Origin of the sequence: Faecalibacterium sp. Marseille-P9590 (assembly GCF_017377665.1) — a bacterium.
In the GTDB taxonomy this organism is placed as follows: domain Bacteria; phylum Bacillota; class Clostridia; order Oscillospirales; family Ruminococcaceae; genus Faecalibacterium.
The window spans coordinates 99,591-116,355 of sequence record NZ_JAFREF010000004.1; the positions used below are offsets into that span (position 1 = coordinate 99,591).

The window sequence follows — 16,765 nt, forward strand, 5'->3', positions numbered from 1 at the left end:
AGGTCTTCTGCTATATGGAAGAGGTCACTTCCATGCTATCATCTCGGTATACAAACGATGCCATTATCAACAAAAAGATCGTCAGCCGCGTCCTTTTCATACATGGATCATCCTCTCGAGTTGTTTGTGGTTACAATAAGACGCTGGAGTATGCGCAGATGGTGTTGGGTGGGGAGATCGAGCATTATCTCTCCCTCAGCTGTGACCACGGCAGGCTGAAAGATCAATGACATAACAAACACAGCCCCGCTTTGGCGAAGGAGAAGCCAAAGCGGGGCTGTATTCAATGAAGGAGAAATGAAGGAAATATCAGATTACAGGTCCAGTTCAAACTGCTCCACCGTAACAGTTGCTTTGCCATCGGCAGCAAAGGTGATGCCGTCGGCAGACTGCGGGGTGTAGATCCATGCGGTCATGGTCTGCTCGCCATCGTTGGCGAAAACTTCGATGCTGTTTTTGTCCAGCAGGATGCGGAGCTTGAGCGCACCGTTCTGGCTGCGTACTTTGCAGCTGCGGCTGTGAACGATGTCTGCACGGGAACCGGCATGGCTGCGGTCCAGCGTCAGCTCGGAGGTGTAGGGGTCGTAGGTCAGGCTGGTGTGATGGTCTGCATCGGCGGCGAGCTTCAGGGTAAAGGAGCGGTATTCGCCGGGCTGCACCGTGACGGTCAGATCCGCCACACGGCCTTTGATGCCTTCCAGAGAAGTTTCGTTTTGCACCGTCACGTTTTCGTGCAGGGTGCGCTTACCGTGGACGGCATCCAGCTCCCGCACCGGGGTCTGAAAAATGCGCCCGTCCTTGATGTGCAGTTCGCGCGGGCAGATGGTCTGCCCGAACCACTTGCAGCCCTGAGGCTTATCTTCGGTATCCGACCATGTCTGCAGCCATGCGGTCATGAGCCGGCGGCCATCCGGGGCAAGGGTGGTCTGGGTGGCGTAGAAGTCGATGCCGCCATCCATCTGCTGCACATTTTCCCTGGTGAAGGTGTGGGTGGCTTCGTCGTAGCTGCCGATGAAGGCAATGACGTTGTGGCCGTTGTGGAACTCGCCCTTGGGCAGCATCTCCATGGGCCCCAGCATCAGGACCTGCTTGCCGTCCAGCGGGAAGAAGTCCGGGCACTCCCACATTTTGCCGTACTGATTGTTGCAGCGTTCCAGCACCGTGACAAAGTGCCAGTCGAAGCCGTCCTTGCTCTGGAACAGTGCCGCTGCGCCGCTGCCATCCTCGGCAAGGCAGACGGTGACGGCAGAGTAGGTGCCGTCGGTCTCACGCCAGATCTTGGGGTCCCGGAAGTCGAACTTGCTGAAGCCTTCCGGCAGGTCTTTCTGGGTCAGCACCGGGTTGCAGGCAGGCTTTTCGTAGTTCAGTCCATCACCGATGGCAATGCTCTGGGTCTGGATGTCCCGCATCTCCCCATTGGGCTGCTTTTCTGCCACCACACTGGTGTACATCAGCAGCTGCTTGCCGTCATCCATCTGGGTGGCAGAGCCGGAGAAACAGCCGGGGCCATTGTCTGCCGGGGAATCCGGTGCAAGCGCACAGGGCAGATACTCCCAGTGCAGCAGGTCGGTGCTGACGGCGTGACCCCAGTGCATGGGCGCCCACCGCACATCGTAGGGGTTATACTGATAGAACTGGTGATACTTCCCTTTATAATAAGAGAAGCCGTTGGGGTCGTTGAGCCAGCCCACATAAGGAGTCATGTGGTAAGCAGGGCGTTCCGCCGGGGAAATGGCAGCGCCGTGCTCGGCCTCGTAGGCACGGGCTTTTTGTAAAGTCAAATCGTTCATGGAATCCTCCAAAGGAAAGAATTCTTATGCGTAGTAAGCATCCAGATATTTCTGCATAATGCCCAGATAGTCGGACAGGCCGTAGGCTTCCAGCTTGCTCAGATATTCGTTCCACTCTGCATCCGTAGTGCCGTTCATGATCCAGTTGGCCTTCTGCGTATTCATGTAGGTCTGCAGATCTGCCTGCAGGTTAGAGACCTGCTCGGTGTCCTCGTTGCTCATAAAGACATTGGGATAGACATAATCGTTGTTCATATCCGGGGTGTAGATCTCCTTGATCCAGTCCAGACGATACTGTGCATCGTCCGGGCAGGTAACGTATACACCATAGTAATCATCCAGAACCGCCAGAGGTCCACTGACACACTGCGCTTCACGGACTTCCACGGGAGAAGCATCGCCCAGAGGAGCGTGCTTCAGCATGGGCTCGCCCTTATCGTTGGTGGACAGTTCAAAAATGTTAAAGCCTTCCGCATCGCCGTAAGTACCCCAGTTGTTCTGCGGAGACTGGAGGGGGGCGTACATCTGATCCAGCCATGCACAAACCAGTGCAGGATTAGCCGCCTTTGCGGTGACAACGCATCTGCCGCGGGCAAAGCCGCTGGTGAAAGAGCCGTTCTGCGGGGTGATATTGCGGGTATCGGCGGTCAGGGCAGGCAGCGGCTCCCAGTCGGTCAGGTTGTCGATGTTGGCAACATCCCAGCTGAAGCAGACACCATAGCGGCCAGCCTTGCCCTTGGAAACATAGGTGGACCACTCCTGCGTGAAGCACTCCGGGTCGATGAGCTTCTCGGCATACAGCTTGTGCAGCCAGTCCAGACCATCGCGGTAGCCCTGCTGGGTGGCGGCGCAGATGACTTTCCGGTCGTTGGTAACGGCAATATGACGGTCCTTGTCAGCGTCGCCGTAGCCTTCGCCAAAGCCATTGATGAGGATGCTGGGGTCCTGATCGCCGTTGTTGACGATGCAGGACATGGGGATGATGTCGCCGTCAATGCCATACTCTGCCTTGAGAGAAGCGGCGTTATCACGGAATGCCATCAGCACCTGCTCAAACTCGTCCACTGTGGTGGGCATCGACAGACCGAGGAAGTTCAGCCACTTGGTATTGATGAAGCTCATGTTGCCAATGGTCTGGATGGCGGTCTTTTCTGAGCCGAGCTGCTCGATCCAGGGCAGTGCCCAGATGTGGCCATCGCTGTCGGTGCACATGGTGCGGTACTCCGGGTACTGCTCAAAGACCTTCTGGAGATTAGGCATATTGTTGTCAATGTAGTCTTCCAGATTGAGGATGACACCCTGATCTGCGTAGCGCAGCAGATTGCTGTCGGTAAAATCAGCAGTAAAAACAAAATCCGTCAGGGTGTTGGGGTTGGACATATTCAGGGTGATCTTATCGCTCCACTGGTCGGACTGGATAGCGGTCCAGTCGATATGCACATTGGTCTGCTCTTCCAGACGCTTGAAGATGGTGCGGTTGTTCGGCTCGGGTTCGCTGCCCACAGGGAAGCTGGTCATACCGGTAAAGGTGACCTTTTCGGACAGCGGAAATGTAACGGCACCAGTCACATCCACAGCTGCGGCAGCAGAATTGTTGCTGCCGGTGGATTTGCCGCCGCCACAGGCAGACAGAGCAGCAGCAGAGCCCGCCAGAGCGCAGACCTTGAGGAAGTTGCGGCGAGAGATCAGCTTTTTCATGGTATTTCTCCTTTTTCATGTTTCTTTTTTCGTGTAACAGATGAGCATACCGGCTCATAAAATTCTGGAATATCCTCAGCCTTTAATGGAACCAGCCATGATGCCGGCATCAAAATACTTCTGGAAGAAGGGATACATCACCAGCAGCGGCAGACTGGAAATAATAATGGTTGCATATTTGAGCAGCTCGGCCATCTTCGCACGTTCGGCAGTACTTTGGATATCTGCGATCATGCCGGATTCCGGCTGGCTCTGGATCAGGATGGAACGCAGCACCAGCTGCAGCGGCTGCTTCGATGCGCTGTTCAGGTAGATCATGGCGTCAAAGTAGCTGTTCCACATTGCCACGAACTGCCACAGAGCCAGAACTGCCACCACCGGCATACAGACGGGCAGCAGGATCTTGAAGAAGTAAAGCATCTCGCTGGCTCCATCCACATCCGCAGCTTCACGCAGCTCACGCGGGATGCCTTGATAATAGGTACGGGCAATGATCATGTTCCACACGCTGAATGCTCCCGGCAGAATGACCGCCCACATGGAATCCAGCAGACCCAGATTGTTGATGAGCAGGTAGGTGGGGATCAGACCGCCGCTGAAAAACATCGTGATCACAAACAAGGCGTTGAAGATCTTTTTGCCTTTGAAGTCCGGCAGCGACATGGGATAAGCGGCAAGCATCGTCACAGCTACCGAGATGATGGTGAAGATGATCGAGTAAAGTATTGCGTTCTTGAAGCCGACCCAGATCTGCTTGTCCGAAACGACACGCTGGTAAGCATCCAGACTCCACTTGCTGAAATCAAAGGAGATGCCCTTGTTTTGCAGAGTGACCGGGTCCATAAAGGACGCGATGACGATGTAGATCATCGGAACGATGATCGCCAGCAGGAACAAGCCCAGAAGTGCGTAGCCGCAGTACAGGATGATCTTATCTTGTCTGGTGTAGAGGGCCATTTTTGATTTTTTCTGTTTTGCCATGGTAAACCCCTCCTTACAAGCCCTTGCCATCGTTCATTTTGGCAACGACCTTGTTCACTGCGATCAGCAGGATGACGTTGACAACGGTGTTGAACAGACCGACTGCCGTGGAAAAGCTGTAATCGCCGTCCAACAGGCCCTTTTTATAAACGTACGTTGCAATGATCTCGGCGGTGTTCAGGTTCAGGTCAGTTTGCAGGGCATAGGCTTTTTCAAAACCGATGCTCATGATGTTGCCTGCCTGCAGGATGAACTGAATAACGACCATATCCTTAATGGCGGGCCACTCCACCGTCATGATCTGCTGGATCAGGTTTGCACCGTCGATCATCGCAGCTTCCTTCAGATCTTTGCTGGCGTTAGAAAGGGATGCGGTGTACATGATGGATGCCCAGCCGGCACCCTGCCAGATGCCGCTGATGATGTAGATGGGGCGGAACGCTTCCGGCAGCGTCATGAAGTTGATGCTGGTGTGAAGCAGGCCGTTCACCGGACCGGTGACACTCAGCAGCACCCGGACGATACCGCACAGCACGATGACCGAGATGAAGTTGGGCATATACAGCACCAGCTGCACCTTCTGCTTGATCTTCTTGCTCTCGATACGGTTGAGCAGGAATGCCAGCAGGATGGGGATCGGGAAGCCCCACAGCAGACCATAGACGCTCAGCTTCAGGGTGTTGATCAGATAGCGCTGGAAGTCCGGCGAGGACATGAAGCGGGTAAAGTTTTTGAAGCCTACCCACTCGCTGCCCCAGATGCCCTTGAAGGGATTGTACTTCTGGAATGCGATCAGCACACCGCCCATGGGAGCGTACTTAAACACCAGCGTCAGCACCACGGCAGGCAGCAGGAACAACAGGTAAAGCTGCCAATGCCGTTTGATGTAGACCCATGTGTTGTGCAGCTTGCGTTCTGCTGTCAGCACAGCCGTTTCCGGCGAGGCCGTCTTTGCTTTCATGAATCATTCTCCTCCTTTTTGATTTGCTTGCCGCTTGATTTGCGTTTTACATTTGCACCTTTGAATTTTACGTTTTTCACTTTGATTGTGCAAATGTAAAACTCTGTAATTCATTTATATCACGCAAGCAAGCGAATGTCAACGATAATTCATGGTATATATCAAAAAATACTGTGGATTTGTACAGATGCACAAATTCGAAAGTGCGTAAATATGCAAAATGATGATTTGCATTTTTACATTTGACTAATTTGTGCATTTGCACTATACTGGAGTCACAAAGAATAAGATCCGTCACCAGACTTTATCTATAAAAAAGAACATCCGCTCCTGTATTATAAAGAAAGAGGATGACTTATGGCAACCAAGGTCACCATTCAGGATATTGCAAGCGAACTGCAGCTTTCCCGCAACACAGTTTCAAAGGCCATCAACAACACCGGTGTGCTGGCAGATGCCACACGGGAGAAGATCCTGCGCAAAGCCGCCGAAATGGGCTATAAGCAGTTTGCCTATCTGCCGCTGTTTCAGGAAGACGCTGCAAAAACAGCAGGGCCTTTCATTCTGCCGAGTGACAAACGGGAGATCGCCATGCTGACGACCCGTTTTCTGAACAACTCTCACTTTTCCTCCATGATGCTGGATCGTTTCCAGTCGGAAATCGACCATCTGCACAGCTGCATGACCATTCATCGCATTTCTCCCATAGAGCTGAAAGAGAAAAAACTTCCATCTTCTCTCAACATCCAGCACACAGCCGGCATCATCTGTTTTGAAGTATTCGACTATGACTACGCACAGATGCTGTGCGATCTGGATGTTCCGCTGCTGTTTGTAGACACCCCTGTGATGGATATGCGTCCTCCTCTTAAAGCCGACCGCCTTTATATGGAAAACCGCATTGAGATCCAGAATGCGGTGGTCCACATGGTCCAGCACGGCAAAAAACGCATCAGCTTTGCGGGGGATAAAAACCACTGTCAGTCCTTCTTTGAGCGTTATATGGCTTATAAGGATGCAGTGGAGCACTTTGGTCTGACAGAAGGCCTGAGCACCTGTGCGATGCCATCTGGACAGCAGAACTATCCGGTATCCCTGTACGAAACCATACGTCGGTTCAAAACGATGCCGGATGCTTTTGTCTGCGCCAATGACTTTGTTGCCATGGATCTGGTCAAGGCATTGAATGAGCTGGGGTATTCGGTTCCCGATGATATCTGGGTCTGCGGCTTCGATGACAGTCAGGAGGCTTCCTACTTTGTCCCCCGTCTGACTTCGATCCATATCCATGGACAGATCATGGGCTACACCGCTGCCAATCTGCTTATGACCCGCATCGAAGAGCCATCGCTGAACTATCGCACCGTCTATACGGAAACCAACCTGATCCTGCGCGAATCCACAGGAGATTGAGCGAAAGGAGAACCACCATGCGTGACCTGTGCAATACGGACAAGCCGCTGTTTGCTGTGCTGACGAAATTGACTTACAGTGCTTATCTGAACATCTTATGGCTCGTGTGCAGCCTGCCCATCGTTACCATAGGGGCTTCTACGACCGCATTGTTCTACGTCACACTCAAAATGGCGGAAGATCGGGACGATGGTCTGACCCGGATGTTTTTTAAGGCGTTCCGGGAAAATTTTAAGCCTGCCACAAAACTCTGGCTTATCCTGCTGGCAGTCGGCAGTTTCCTGGCTGCGGATGGCTTTGTGCTGCGCCGAATGTGGAGCGAAAACATTTTCTGGACACTGCTCACTGCAGTGCTTATTGGTGCGGCAGTTCTGTACGGCATCGTTCTGCTGTATGCCTTTCCTCTGCTGGCACGGTTTGAAAACACCACCTTCGGCATCCTGAAAACAGCGTTTCTCGTGGGTGTCCGGTATCTGTTTTGCACCCTGATGATGGCGGCGATCTATGGCATCATGGGGTACGTCATAGTGTTTGTGTTCACGCCTGCATTCCTGCTGGGCATGGGCTTCTGCGCCATGCTCTGCTCCTTTCTGATGCTTCGGATCCTCTATCTGATCGGTGGAGACCCTGATGCAGTACACGAGGAATACGACCATGACAAAAACTGACCGGGATACGCTCCGCTCCCTCCATGGGCGCAAAAAGTGGGAGCACATCTGGGCATATTACAAGCTGCCCATTGCGATCGTGCTCATCGTCGTCTATATCCTCGGGTATGCAGCCTACCGCCATGTGACGAAAAAAGAGGATGTGCTTTACCTTGGTCTGGTAAATATCACTGCCGGGTCTGATCTGACGGAACAGCTTACCACCGGCTTTGCCGAGGCGCAGGGTCTGACCAAAAAGCAACAGGTCGATCTGCTGTCCGGCTTGCTGCTCAGCGAAAGCGAACGCGCAGAGGAGCAGTATGTATATGCTTCGGAGATGAAGCTGCTGGGTGCAGTCAGTGCCCAGCGGTTAGATGTTGTTCTGATGGACGAATATGCACGGGATCGACTGTTGGCAGATGATTATTTTCTCGATCTGCGGACACTGGATGCGTCTTTCCATGCACTGTCGGGTTTGAACGCCGGTGGGACCGTGCTGGATATTTCGGACACACCGTTTGTCAGGCAGGCAGGTTTTTCTGGCAAGGTCTATCTTGGGGTAGTGCAGAATGCACCGCACCCGGAGCGTGCAGCCGCTTACATTCATTATCTGTTCCAGCGGTGATCGTTGGGTTTCACATCAAGAATAAGGAGAATTATCATGGACATTTTAACGATTGGTGAAGTTTTGATCGACCTGACCCAGACCGGCAAGGATGAGCGCGGCATCCCTCAGTTTGCCGCAAACCCCGGCGGTGCTCCGGCCAATCTGGCGGTGGCTGCCGCCCGGCTGGGCGCACAGACTGCCTTTATCGGCAAGGTGGGTGCAGATGCCTTTGGCCGCTACCTGAAAGAGGTTCTGGCAGAGAACAAGGTGGACGTTTCCGGCATGGCGGTGGATGCAGACCACCCCACCACCATGGCGGTGGTCTCGGTGGATGCTACCGGCGAGCGGGATTTCAGCTTCTACCGCAGCGCCAACGCTGACGTGATGCTGAGCAAAGAGGACATTTCGGAGGGCGCTCTGAAGGCTGCCAAAATCGTCCACTTCGGTTCTGTCAGCCTGACCGCCGACCCTTCCCGCACCGCCACACTGGATGCCGCCGCCCGTGCCAAAAAGATGGGTGCTGTCATTACTTATGACCCGAACTACCGTGCAAACCTCTGGAAGAACAAAGAGGAAGCCATTGCCCAGATGAAAGCTCCCCTGCCACTGGTGGATATTCTGAAAGTGTCCGATGAAGAGCTGCCTCTGCTCACCGGCACCACTGATTGCGAAAGCGGCACAGCACAGCTGGCACAGAATGGCATCCGGCTGATTTTCGTCACCTTGGGTGCAAATGGCGTGTTCTACCGCTTTGGGGACAAGACCGGCCATGTGGCTGGCGTTCCCTGCAAGGTAGGCGACACCAACGGCGCAGGCGACACCTTCTTTGGAGCGGCTCTGTCCAAGCTCTGCAAAGAGGATCTGAACAACCTCACCGTGGACAAGCTGGAAGGCATTCTGGCTTTTGCCAACAAAGCGGCCAGCATCACCACCAGCCGGCATGGTGCCATCCCTGCCATGCCCACCCTTGCAGAAGTGGAGGGCTGAACCATGGTAGCGAAACAGGAATTTGCGTCCCGGTTTGCCAAGCACAAGGACGAGCTGGAATGGCTGTTCATGGAACTGTACCACAACCGGGAAGGGCTGGAGGTTCTGGAGCGGGAGATGGCAGAAGCCTACAACGCCCGCAGTGCCGAGCTGAAAGCACTGGATAAGGCACGCTCTGCCGACCCGGACTGGTACAAGCGTGGCAATATGTTCGGCATGACCATGTACACCGACCTCTTTGCCGGGAACTTGAAAGAGCTGGCAAAGAAGTTGCCCTACCTCAAAGAGCAGAAGCTGACCTATCTGCACCTGATGCCCCTGCTGCAGATGCCCCATCCCCACAACGATGGCGGCTATGCGGTGGAGGATTTCGACACCGTAGACCCTGCCCTTGGCACCAACAAGGATCTGGAAGATCTGACCCGTGAACTGCGCAAGGCGGGCATCAGCCTGTGTCTGGATTTTGTCATGAACCACACCGCCAGCACCCACCGCTGGGCCATGGCGGCAAAAGCTGGCGACCCGTGGTTTCAGGCGTATTACCATCTCTATGACGACCGCACCATCCCCGACCAGTACGAGCAGACTGTGCCGCAGGTGTTCCCCAACACTGCCCCCGGCAACTTTACATGGTGTGAGGAGATGCACAAGTGGGTGCTGACCACCTTCCACGACTACCAGTGGGACCTGAACTATGCAAACCCGGCGGTGTTCGTGGACATGACCAAGAGCATCCTGCATCTTGCCAACCTCGGCGTAGAGGTGTTCCGCATTGATGCGGTACCTTATATCTGGAAGCAGCTGGGCACCACCTGCCGCAATCTGCCGCAGGTACACACCATCGTGCGGATGCTCCGTATGGTGCTGGAATGCGTCTGCCCGGCGGTCATCCTCAAGGGCGAGGTGGTCATGGCTCCCAAGGAGCTTGCCGCCTACTTCGGCACCCCGGAAAAGCCGGAATGCCATATGCTCTACAACGTGTCCACCATGGTCAACCTGTGGGGTGCCCTTGCCAGCCGGGACACCCGGCTGCTGAAAGCCCAGCTGGATGCCCTCCACGCTCTGCCAGACAACTGCTGGTTCGTGAACTATCTGCGCTGCCACGATGATATTGGCTGGGGTCTGGACGAGGCGGTGGAAAACCGGCTGGGCATGGACCCGCAGAAGCACAAGGAATATCTGTACCACTTCTACGAAGGCAATTTCCCCGGCAGCTGGGCAAAGGGCGAGCTGTACAACTACGACCCCGCCACCGGCGATGCCCGCAGCTGCGGCACCACCGCCAGCCTGTGCGGTATCGAACAGGCACTTGAGAAAAACGATAAAATTGCGCTGGATTATGCCGTGAAGCGCGACCTGCTGCTGCACACTGCTATGGCATTCTTGCAGGGCTTCCCCATGCTGAACTGCGGCGACGAGATCGCCCAGCGCAACGGCTGGGACTACAAAAACGACCCTGACCGTGTGGAGGACAGCCGCAATCTGCATCGCAGCAAATTCAACTGGGAGGACGCAAAGCAGCGCACCCAAAAAGGCACGCTGCAAAACCAGTTGTGGCAGGGCATGGAGCAGCTGCGCCAAATGCGGGCAGACCCCTGCTTTGCCCCGGATGCGTGGGTGACCACATGGGACAGCCACAACCCCGGCGTGTTGGCACTGGTACGCAAGCGCGGTGAGGAAACGCTGGTGGGGCTGTTCAACTTTACCGAGTACCCGGCAGGAGCCGGTCTGGACGCTCTGGGCGGCAAGTATCACACCGCAGATGGAGCTTCCGTCTGGCTGGCCGATGTGGAACTGAAGCCCTATCAGGCGCTGCTGGTAAAAAACAAATAAGCAAAACGAGCCATCCGGCCAATGCCGTTAAGTTAAGCGGCTAATAAAAAATGGACCTCATCAAAAAGCGCCCCGGCTCCCTCGTGCAGTGAGGGAGCCGGGGCGCTTTCTTGCGCGATACGGTCTTTCTTACTTCCGTGCTATCATCTCGGTATAGGCCAGCACCAGCGGGCCGACGCCCTTTGCGTCGTTGCAGACCACCGGCTCACTGAAATAGTAAGCCAGCGAGCCGTCGCGGTGGTCCTTGCCGCCGAGGCCGGCCACGAGGCAGATGCCATCCAGCTGCAGGCTGCCGTCCGGGTTCTTGCTCAGATACTTGTCACAGGTGCCGTAGAAGGCTTTCTCGGCCCATGCGGCCATCCGCTTGGGCAGGTAGCCGAGACGCACGCCCTTGAGCACGGCGTAGGCGAAGAGGGCCGTGCCGCTGGTCTCGAGGTAGTTGCCCTCGACGCCGGGGTGGTCCATCACCTGCCAGAACATGCCGGTCTCCTCGTCCTGGAACTTGTGGACGTCCTCAATGGTCTGCTTGAACATCGCCATGATGCCGCGGTACTCGTTGTACAGCTGCTCATCCATCCGCTCCAGCACGTCCACCATCGCCACCATGAACCAGCCCATGGCCCGCAGCCAGAAGTTGGGGCTGCAGCCGGTGACGGGGTCGGCCCAGTACATCTGGCGGCTCTCGTCGTAGCCGTGGTAGTACAGGCCGGTCTTCTCGTCCCGCATGTGCTTCTTGATGTTCATGAACTGCTTGTAGCTGTCAATGCAGCCCTGCATCTTGTTGTAGCGGGTCTCGTACTCCATATAGAAGGGCTGGGCCATGTAGGTGCCGTCCAGCCAGACCTGCCACGGATAAATGTCCTTGTGCCAGAAGTTGCCCTCCCTGGTGCGGGGCTGGGTGAGCAGCTGGCTGCGGATGGTGTCGATGGCCTTGCGGTACTTCTCGTCGCCGAAGATGTCGTAGAGGATGAACAGGTTTTTGCCCTGATTCACGTTGTCGAGGTTGTACTCCTTCGGGTCGTAGGTCTTGATGGAGCCGTCTTCCTGCACGAACCAGTCGATGAAATCCTTGGAAAATTTCAGATACTTTTCGTCGCCGGTAGTCTTATACAGGCTCAGGCAGGCGGTGATCATGCAGCCGTCGATGTAGTTCCACTTGTTGGGCTTGCCGCTGCGGACCTTCTCGATGTTCCACATGGGGGCCTCGGCGCTGGAATTGGCGATGAGGTAGTCCACATAATCGCCCAGCATGGACAAAATCTCTTCATGAGTCATGGCTTAGTCCTCCTCAAAATGGCCGACGTTGGCAAAGCGCAGGCGCTCGCCCTCGTAGCCCTCGATCTTGACGTTGTGCAGCTCGATGTTCTTGACGTTCTCGGCGTAGATGGCCAGCTTCTTGACCAGCGGGCGGTTGTCGGCCATGGCAGCCTGACCCTCCTTTGCGTCGGGGTCAAAGGTGATGGTGACGTTCTTCATGGAGACGCCCTCGATGGGCTGCTCGGGCAGGCCGTCAAAGTAGCAGCCCGCAAACTGTGCATCGGTGGCCACGATGTCTTCCATGGTCAGGGTGCCGAGCTTCGGGGTGTATTCGTCCACGGGCAGAGCCTCGCGGCACTGGACATAGGGGCTGTGGCCGTCCGGGTCGCAGAAGTAGAACATATTGATGACGAAGGGAGCCTTGACGCCCCGCATCTCCACGTTGCGGAACACCAGACCGTCGATGACGGCGGTGTTGCCGCGGCCGCGGCGGGTCTTGACGCGGAGGCCGCGGTCGGTGTGGTCCATGAGGCACTGGGTGACCACCATGTCCTTGACGCCGCCGCTCATCTCGCTGCCGATGACGATGCCGCCGTGGCCCTTGTCCAGCAGGCAGTTGCGGATGACGGTGTGCTCGCAGCTCTTCTTGAGCTTCATGCCGAGGAAGACCTTGCTGGCCTTCATGGCGATGCAGTCGTCACCGACGTGGATGTTCACGCCGATGATGCGGATGTACTCGCAGCTTTCGGGGTCGATGCCGTCGGTGTTGGGGGCGTTGTAGGGGTTGTTGATGTTGAAGTTCAGCAGGTCGAGGTGTTTGACGAAGATGGGGTGGATGGTCCAGGAGTAGCTGTTCTGCACGGTGATGCCGTGGAGGCAGACGTTCTCGCTGTCCACCATCGCCACGGCGCGGGGACGCCATGCGATGCGCTTGACCTTGGGATCGACCCACCAGTCGCCGTTCTGGGCGTCGCAGTCCAGTGTGCCTTCACCGGTGACGACGACATCATGCACCTGGGTGATGTTCAGCAGGCCCGCAAAGCTGTTCAGCGGGTTGCCCTCCCAGCCGGTGAGGTAGTATTCGTCCACTTCGTTCTCGCTGGGGATGACGCCGGGCAGGATGGGGTAGTGGGTGCGGTCATTGTCGCCCAGCAGCACAGCGCCCTTCTCGAGGTAGAGGGTGGTGCAGCTCTTCATGAAGAGGCTGGCGGTGCGGTAGCGGCCAGCGGGGACATATACCGTGCCGCCCCTGGGGCAGGTGGAAAGAGCAGCCTGCAGCCTGCCGGTGTTGTCGGTCTCGCCATCGGCGACGAGGCCATAGCGGGATGCGTCCACAAAGAAGCTCTCGGCCTCGGTGGTGAAATCCAGTTTCAGGTGCTCACCCTCGGTGTCTACCTCCACGGTGTAGGTGGTGGACGGAGTCAGGGAGAAGAGGGAGAACACGTTGGTGTTGCAGCTTTCGTAAATGGTCTTGCCGTTCAGAGCCACGGCGAAGGGGTGCTCCGGGCGGAAGCACTTGCCATTTTCCAGCTCGAAGACGGCGCTGCGGGTCATGGAACGGATGAGAGACAGATTCATTTTTACAGCCTCCTGAGTTATTTGCGTAGATTTGCGGCTTGCCCGCAGAGGGCGGGCATGGTACACTGGGGATAAGAATATCAGAGCACTGCCCCGGCGGGGCAGGCATAGCAAGAAGGGGGAAGGGCGGATGCGCGCCGAACGGGAAAAACTCAACGCGAAGATCACGGCGGGAGCGCTCAAGCTGTCCGGCGGGCGGCTCGAGCTGCCTGCCGAGATGTGCCATATCGTTCTGTTTTCAGGCGGCAGCTGCACGGTCCAGTGCGGGGACACGTCGCTCCTGGTCAGCCCCGGCTGCGCACTGCTGTTGGGGCCGGGGGCGTGGGTGGTATCGCAGGCAGGCCACACCCAGCCGGAAATGCTGGGGTGCGAGTTCCCGCTGGCAGTGCTCCACGAGATGAAGAACGCCACCGGCGAAGATTTCCTCCGCCTTTTTGCACCGGGAAGCCAGATGGCCCTTTACGGCAGCGTCCAGTGGGCCAGCCGTCTGCGGACGCTGCTGGAGATGATGCGGGGCGCCATGGGCGAGCCGGAGTATCCCGGCGGGCTGTATCTGGCACTGACGCTCCACTATGTGGAGCAGGAGCACCGGGCGCAGAGCGCCGCCGACGCCCGCCCCCGCAACGAGACGGTGGAGCAGATATGCGCCTACCTTGCGGCAAACTACCAGCAGAAGCTTTCCCTCACCGAGGTGGCAGCGCGGTTCTACATCTCGCCCTACTATCTGAGCCGGCTGTTCCGGCGGGTGACGGGGCAGTCCATCGTGGACTACATCAACGCCCGCCGCATCGAGGCGGCACAGAAGCTTCTGGAAACGACAGAGCTGAGCATCGGCAGCGTGGCCGAGCAGACCGGTTTCGCCTCTGCGGCCCACTTCCGCCGCGTTTTTCGGGAGACGATGGGCGTCGGGCCGCTGCAATACCGGAAGAGTAGAAAATAGAGAGCCTTTGACATTAGAAATGCCCCCTGCGTCCTCTCTACGGGAAGAGGCACAGGGGGCATTCATGTTTGTCGGGATTATCCGAGCGGCGGGGGCTTCAGCTTAGCCCTTGACAGCACCGGCGGAGATACCTTCGACGAACTGATCCTGTGCGCAGAAGAACACGATGAGCTGCGGCAGGATAGAGATCAGGGACAGGGCCAGAATACGGTTCCAGGCAAAGCCCGTATCACCGTCCATGGACAGCTTGACGAACAGGGACATGGGGTACTTTGCAGGGGTCTGAACGTAAAGCAGGGGACCCATGAAGTCGTTGCAGCTCCACATGAACTGGAACAGTGCGCAGGACACCAGAGCGGGCATCAGCATCGGGACGATGACCTTGTACAGGGTCTGGAAGGAGGAGCAGCCGTCAATGGCGGCAGCCTCGTCCAGGTCGCGGGGGACGTTGCGCATGAACTGCACCAGCTGGTAGACGAAGTAGGTCTCAGTTGCGAATGCGCAGTGGACCCAGATGGCCAGATAGAACGGGCTGTTGACCCAGCCGAACTTGGTGTACAGCAGGAACTGAGGCACGTTCAGGACGACCTGAGGCAGGAACAGGGTGGCCAGCATGATGCTGAACAGGATCTTCCGGCCCGGGAAGTCGAAGCGGCCAAAGCCGTAAGCTGCAATGCAGGAGGAGACCACGGTGCAGATGACCTTGGGCAGGACGTAGCTGTAAGTGTTCAGCATGGCCTGCAGGATGTTGATGGAACCGCCGAAGTTGTTCAGCGCGTTCTTGTAGCCCTCCAGAGTGGGGTTCTTGATCCACAGGCCGATGCCTGCAAAGATCTCGCTGTTGTCCTTAAAGGTGGCGCTGATCATCCACAGCAGGGGATAGATCATGATGAGGCCCACCAGGATCAGGACGAAGTACTTGAAAAACGTCGCGATGGCGTTAGAAGCTTTCATTCCCATACTGTCACACCTTACCTTTCATCCGAGTAGTAGACCCACTTCTTCTGGCTGGTGAAGGCGATGATCGTCAGGATGCAGACGATGACGAACATGATCCATGCCAGTGCGGAAGCCATGCCCATCTGGTTGGACTTGAATGCGTAGTTGTAGACCAGAATGGAGATGAGGGTGGTGGAACCGCGGGGACCGCCGTTGGTGATGATGAACGGGCCATTGAACTCCTGGAAAGCCTGGCAGATCTGAGTGACCAGGTTGTAGAAGATGATGGGGGTGATCATCGGGACGGTGATGGAGAAGAACTGTTTCCATTTGCCAGCGCCGTCGATGGTGGCGGCCTCGTACAGGTCGGCCGGCACGCCCTTCAGAGCGGCGAGGAACAGCACCATGGCGGAGCCGAACTGCCAGATACGCAGGAAGCAGATGATCCACAGTGCGTAGCTGGGGTCGCTCAGCCAGGAAGGACCCTGGAAGTGGCCGAAGGTCAGCATGCGGATGAGGGTGTTGACCAGACCGTCATCACGGAACACGGCCTTCCACAGCACGGCGATAGCAACAGAGCCGCCGAGGATGGAGGGAATGTAGTAGACGGTGCGGAACACGTTCACGCAGGCGATCTTGAAGTTCAGGATGTAGGCGATGAACAGTGCGAAGACCAGCTTCAGGGGCACAGTGATGAAGCTGTACTTGAAGGTGGTGATGAGCGCCTTGGTAATCTTGGGAGTGGTAAAGGCGTCCACATAGTTCATGATGCCATACTGATGGATGCCGTTAAAGAAGTCCATATCCGTAAAGCTGTAGTACAGAGACTGGCCGAACGGAATGGCCTTGAAGACGACGAAGCCGATGATCCAGGGGATCAGGTAGAACAGGCCCTGCCATTTGTCAAAAAACTTCTGGGCCGGGGTACGCCCGAGAGAGGGCGCTTTGCTTTCTTTCATCCGGGAATCCTCCTTTTATAAGGATATATCTCGTACGCCGCACAATCGTTTGGACACATTTTTGTCAAAAAAATGTCATCACCGTCTTGCAAAAAAGGGGCATCCGTCCGTAGGTGGAAGGGATGCCCCTTGCAAGACTCCTTTATGCGGGGCGGCCTGTGTCAACACCGCGCGT

The 16,765-nt window shown here is 56.3% G+C and carries 15 protein-coding genes; 7 read left to right on the top strand and 8 right to left on the bottom strand.

Going from position 1 to position 16,765, the window contains the following annotated elements; all coding sequences use genetic code 11:
- Nucleotides 1-14 precede the first annotated feature (14 nt).
- A complete protein-coding gene (locus tag J3349_RS06700; RefSeq protein WP_242699554.1) occupies nt 15-230 on the top strand; it encodes a DUF6061 family protein in 216 nt (71 codons plus the stop codon).
- Between the two features lie 84 nt (nt 231-314).
- On the opposite strand, the gene J3349_RS06705 is transcribed toward J3349_RS06700, so the two are convergent.
- The 4 genes from J3349_RS06705 to J3349_RS06720 all read right to left on the bottom strand — a co-directional run bounded on the left by J3349_RS06705 (nt 315) and on the right by J3349_RS06720 (nt 5,430).
- Nucleotides 315-1,790 carry a glycoside hydrolase family 32 protein gene (locus tag J3349_RS06705; protein WP_207676859.1) on the bottom strand — a complete coding sequence of 492 codons (1,476 nt, stop codon included), beginning with the start codon at nt 1,788-1,790 and terminating at the stop codon, nt 315-317.
- A gap of 24 nt (nt 1,791-1,814) precedes the next feature.
- Nucleotides 1,815-3,488, bottom strand: a complete 1,674-nt coding sequence (locus J3349_RS06710) for an extracellular solute-binding protein (RefSeq protein WP_207676860.1) — start codon at nt 3,486-3,488, stop codon at nt 1,815-1,817.
- A 75-nt stretch (nt 3,489-3,563) separates the two neighbouring features.
- The gene (locus J3349_RS06715; RefSeq protein WP_174235885.1) at nt 3,564-4,469 is read right to left on the bottom strand and encodes a carbohydrate ABC transporter permease; all 906 of its coding nucleotides are present in this window, start codon (nt 4,467-4,469) and stop codon (nt 3,564-3,566) included.
- 13 nt (nt 4,470-4,482) lie between these two features.
- Nucleotides 4,483-5,430, bottom strand: coding sequence for an ABC transporter permease subunit (locus tag J3349_RS06720; RefSeq protein ID WP_112114530.1), 948 nt, complete (start codon nt 5,428-5,430; stop codon nt 4,483-4,485).
- A gap of 357 nt (nt 5,431-5,787) precedes the next feature.
- On the opposite strand from J3349_RS06720, the gene J3349_RS06725 reads away from it, so the two are divergent.
- From J3349_RS06725 to J3349_RS06745, 5 genes are read left to right on the top strand one after another with little or no spacing between them, the layout of a single operon-like run.
- Nucleotides 5,788-6,843 (top strand): LacI family DNA-binding transcriptional regulator, encoded by a 1,056-nt coding sequence (locus J3349_RS06725; RefSeq protein ID WP_158396118.1) that lies wholly within the window; start codon nt 5,788-5,790, stop codon nt 6,841-6,843.
- The gene (locus tag J3349_RS06730) at nt 6,840-7,511 is read left to right on the top strand and encodes a DUF624 domain-containing protein (protein WP_242699555.1); all 672 of its coding nucleotides are present in this window, start codon (nt 6,840-6,842) and stop codon (nt 7,509-7,511) included. Before J3349_RS06725 ends, J3349_RS06730 begins: the two co-directional genes overlap by 4 nt.
- A complete protein-coding gene (locus J3349_RS06735) occupies nt 7,498-8,115 on the top strand; it encodes a hypothetical protein (protein ID WP_015564179.1) in 618 nt (205 codons plus the stop codon). Before J3349_RS06730 ends, J3349_RS06735 begins: the two co-directional genes overlap by 14 nt.
- A 36-nt stretch (nt 8,116-8,151) precedes the next feature.
- Entirely contained in the window at nt 8,152-9,084 is a 933-nt protein-coding gene (locus J3349_RS06740; protein ID WP_207676861.1) for a carbohydrate kinase, read from the top strand.
- Between the two features lie 3 nt (nt 9,085-9,087).
- On the top strand, nt 9,088-10,917 hold the full coding sequence (locus J3349_RS06745) for an alpha-amylase family protein (RefSeq protein WP_207676862.1): 1,830 nt from the start codon (nt 9,088-9,090) through the stop codon (nt 10,915-10,917).
- Between the two features lie 129 nt (nt 10,918-11,046).
- Here J3349_RS06745 and J3349_RS06750 read toward each other — a convergent pair whose 3' ends face one another.
- On the bottom strand, nt 11,047-12,192 hold the full coding sequence (locus J3349_RS06750; RefSeq protein WP_207676863.1) for a glycoside hydrolase family 88 protein: 1,146 nt from the start codon (nt 12,190-12,192) through the stop codon (nt 11,047-11,049).
- Nucleotides 12,193-12,195: 3 nt separating this feature from the next.
- A complete protein-coding gene (locus J3349_RS06755; RefSeq protein WP_158396128.1) occupies nt 12,196-13,752 on the bottom strand; it encodes a glycoside hydrolase family 28 protein in 1,557 nt (518 codons plus the stop codon).
- Nucleotides 13,753-13,882: 130 nt separating this feature from the next.
- Between J3349_RS06755 and J3349_RS06760 the strand changes: the two genes are divergently transcribed.
- On the top strand, nt 13,883-14,692 hold the full coding sequence (locus tag J3349_RS06760; RefSeq protein WP_207676864.1) for an AraC family transcriptional regulator: 810 nt from the start codon (nt 13,883-13,885) through the stop codon (nt 14,690-14,692).
- A gap of 102 nt (nt 14,693-14,794) precedes the next feature.
- On the opposite strand, the gene J3349_RS06765 is transcribed toward J3349_RS06760, so the two are convergent.
- Nucleotides 14,795-15,652: a carbohydrate ABC transporter permease gene (locus tag J3349_RS06765; RefSeq protein ID WP_149793547.1), complete on the bottom strand. Its 858-nt coding sequence runs from the start codon at nt 15,650-15,652 to the stop codon at nt 14,795-14,797.
- Nucleotides 15,653-15,663: 11 nt separating this feature from the next.
- Nucleotides 15,664-16,590, bottom strand: a complete 927-nt coding sequence (locus J3349_RS06770) for a sugar ABC transporter permease (RefSeq protein WP_207676865.1) — start codon at nt 16,588-16,590, stop codon at nt 15,664-15,666.
- Nucleotides 16,591-16,765: the final 175 nt, after the last annotated feature.